Below are 3,283 nucleotides of genomic sequence, written 5' to 3' on the forward strand. Positions count from 1 at the left end.
CCAGCCCGTCGGTGTGGCGTGTGGTCACTCGCCGTGCCAGAGGGCGCTGCCGGACGTTGCGTCGAAGAACGACAGGCGGCGCGTGTCCACGGCGAGCTCGACCGGTGCCCCCGGGGCGGGCTGGCGGCCGCGGGGAAGCCAGGCCACCAGCTGCGCGCTCCCGCCTCCCTCGCCGGCGGCGGCAGGCGCGTCGATGCTGCAGTAGGCGAGCAGTGCGTGCCCGAGGTGCTCGACGCGCTCGACGGTCGCGCGCAGCCGGGCCGTGCCGGTCGGGTCGCCGCCGCCCGTGGTCGGGTCGCCGCTGCCGCCGGTCGGGTCGCCGCCGCTGCCGGTCGGGTCGCCGCCGCTGCCCGCGGCCGGGACCTCGGCGAGGTGCTCGGCCCGGAAGCCGACCACCACCGGGCGGCCGACGGCCGCTCGGAGCCGCCCCGACGGGACGCCCTGGAAACGCAGCCGCTGGCTGCCGAGCACGACCCAGACTCCGCCCTCGCCGGCCTCGAGGCGCCCGGCCGCCAGGCGCATGGCCGGGTCACCCAGGAAGGCGGCCACGAAGACGCTGGCCGGCTGCGCCCAGAGGCCCCGTGGCGTGTCGACCTGCTCGAGCGTGCCGGCCCGCATCACGGCCACCCGGTCCCCGACGGCCATGGCCTGGCCCTGGTCGTGGGTGACGTAGATGGTGGTGACGCCGAGGCCGCGCTGGAGCCGGACCAGCTCGGTGCGCAGCCGCATCCGCTCGGCGGCGTCGATGTGGGTGAGCGGCTCGTCGAGCAGGAACACCCGGGGGAGCCTGATCGTGGCCCGGCCCACGGCGACCCGCTGCCGCTGCCCGGCCGAGAGCGTCTTGGGGAGCCGGTGCAGCAGGCGGCCGAGCCGCAGCACGCGGGACTCGGCCCCTACCCGCTCGTCGATCTCCTCCTTGGGCAGGCCACGAACGTCGAGCCCGAAGCGGAGGTTGTCGCCCGCGGTCATGTGCGGGTAGAGGCGGCTCCCCTCGAAGACCATGCCGACGTCGCGCTGATGGGGCGGGACGCCGTGCATGTCCTGCCCGCCGATCCGGATCGTCCCCTCGGTGACCGGCTCGATGCCGGCGATCATGCGCAGCGTGGTGGTCTTGCCACAGCCGGACGGGCCGACGATCACCAGCAGCTCGCCGTCGCGCACGTAGAGGTTCAGGTGCGAGACGGCGGCGGTGCCGTCGTCGTGCACCCGCGAGACGTTGTCGAGCAGGACGTCGGCCATGGAGCCTCCGGGCCGAGGAATCACTTGTGTCGATGTTGACACCTTCCTCTGCGTGAAGGCAGAGGATTCCCGGTTGGCTGTCCGGATGGTTCTTTGTCGCTCCGGGTGGTTCGCGGAAGCGGCTCCCCGAAGCGGCTCCCCGAAGCGGCTCCCCAGGGGGCCTCGGCTTTCACCGCTCCCAGGCGAGCTGCTCCTTCCAGGTCTCGCGGCGGCGGGCGACCCTGGCGACGCCGCCCTCGACGACGATCTCGGGCGGGCGGGGGTGGCTGTTGTAGTTGGACGCCATCGTCATCCCGTAGGCGCCGGCGTCGAGGATCGCCAGCAGGTCTCCTGGCTCGAGGTCGGGCAGGTCGACAGCTGGGGCGAGCACGTCGGTGGACTCGCACACGGGGCCGACCACCTCGGTCGGGCCGGCCGTGGGCGCGGCCAGGACCGGCAGGAACCGGTGGCTGGCGCCGTACAGGGCCGGGCGGAGCAGGTGGTGCATGCCGGTGTCGACCACCAGCATCCGGCCGGCCGTGCGGTGCTTGCGGTACAGCACGGCGGTGACCAGCGCCCCGGCCTGGGCGACCAGGGCCCGGCCGGGCTCGATGCCGAGCCGGACGTCACGCCCGGCGACCACCGGGGCGAGCGCGCGCGCGAACGCCTCGGGGCCGGGTGAGCCGCCCCCGCCCGCGTAGTCGACCGGCAGCCCGCCGCCCACGTCGAGCCAGGAGAGCCCAAGCCCGGCCGCCCGGCCCGTCTCGATGACGTCCAGTCCGACCCGGGCTCCTTCGACCAGGCCGTCCGGGTCGGGGAGCTGGGAGCCGACGTGGACGTGGGTCCCGACCGGGTCCAGGGACGGGTACTCGCCCTTGGCGGTCCGCCCGAGCAGCTCGTGGGCCAGCTCGACGGACACGCCGAACTTGGCCTCGTCGTGCCCGGTCTGGATCATGACGTGGGTGTCGACCTCGACGTCGGGGTTGACCCGGACCGCGAACCGGGCTCGCCGTCCGGCGGCGACCGCCACTGCCTGCAGCGCCGCCAGCTCGTCTGCCGACTCGACGTGGATGACGACGCCGTGCCCGACGGCCAGGGCCAGCTCAGCGCGGGTCTTGCCCACCCCGGCGAACACCACCCGGGCCGGTTCGCCGCCCGCCTCGAGCACGCGAAGCAGCTCGCCCCCACTGACCACGTCGAAGCCGGCCCCGAGCCCGATCAAACGACCCAGCAGGGCGAGGTTGGCGTTGGCCTTCACCGAGTACAGCACGCGCCCGCCGATGGGCGCGAACGCGTCGGCCATCCGGCGGAACGCGGTCGCCACCGCGTCCAGGTCGTACACGTAGGCGGGGGTGCCGGTCCCGGCCACCACCCGGTCGAGCGGCAGCCCGCCGACGTGGAGCACCCCCTGGGCGTAGGTGAAGGGCTCGCCGGCGTGGCCGGTTGTGGTGCGGTCGTTCATGACGGCAGCGTCTCCTGATGGTCGAGCCGCGCGCCGCAGCGTGCGAGCTTGCGGTGGCGCCGTTGCCGATGCCGCCACCGTACCGGTGGCCGCGCGGTCGGCGCCCGGAGCTACGCGAACCGGACACGACCCGGGTGCGAACCGCCCTGACCATGGCACGGGCGCTGCTGGGTTGGGGAACCCGGTGGAGGCCACCTCTTCCCGGCCGGGAGACGTGCATACGTGTATTCTCCGTGCACGCCAGACGTCGCTACTACGCGGGGCAGCCAAACGGTGTGACTTGTCAGGCTGCTCACCAGCGGAAACGCGAAAACAGCATCACCCCGCGTCACCCCGTTTGATTACTGCGGTGATGAAAAGGACAGAGTGGCTGGGCGCTGTTGCATATTTGCAGTGTTGACTGCATACTCATGCACCATGACGCTGACCGCCGGCATCCTGGGCGCCTCCGGCTACGCGGGGGCGGAGGTGCTCCGCCTGCTCGCCCGCCACCCGCGGCTCGACGTGACCTGGGCGGCAGGTGACCGCAGCGCCGGCCAGTTTGTGGCCGAGCGCTACCCCGGCCTGGCCGCCGCCTACGGCGACCTCGCCCTGTGCACCCTT

The 3,283-nt window shown here is 73.6% G+C and carries 3 protein-coding genes; 1 reads left to right on the forward strand and 2 read right to left on the reverse strand.

The genetic code is table 11. The features are described 5' to 3' along the window. Positions 1 to 24: 24 nt before the first annotated feature. The gene (locus tag VG276_30315) at positions 25 to 1,239 is read right to left on the reverse strand and encodes an ABC transporter ATP-binding protein (protein HEV8653579.1); all 1,215 of its coding nucleotides are present in this window, start codon (positions 1,237 to 1,239) and stop codon (positions 25 to 27) included. 169 nt (positions 1,240 to 1,408) lie between these two features. Then, positions 1,409 to 2,680, reverse strand: coding sequence for a diaminopimelate decarboxylase (lysA, locus tag VG276_30320; protein HEV8653580.1), 1,272 nt, complete (start codon positions 2,678 to 2,680; stop codon positions 1,409 to 1,411). A gap of 417 nt (positions 2,681 to 3,097) precedes the next feature. Between lysA and VG276_30325 the strand changes: the two genes are divergently transcribed. Further along, positions 3,098 to 3,283 (forward strand): N-acetyl-gamma-glutamyl-phosphate reductase (locus VG276_30325; protein ID HEV8653581.1); only part of this gene is annotated, 186 nt, incomplete at its 3' end.

The sequence above is a fragment of the Actinomycetes bacterium genome, from assembly GCA_036000965.1.
Taxonomy (GTDB): Bacteria; Actinomycetota; CALGFH01; order CALGFH01; family CALGFH01; genus DASYUT01.

Bases quoted from the DNA above. Each gene is read 5' to 3' on its own strand.
- VG276_30315 (HEV8653579.1), bottom strand. From the start codon at position 1,239: ATGGCCGACGTCCTGCTCGACAACGTCTCGCGGGTGCACGACGACGGC.
- lysA (HEV8653580.1), bottom strand. From the start codon at position 2,680: ATGAACGACCGCACCACAACCGGCCACGCCGGCGAGCCCTTCACCTAC.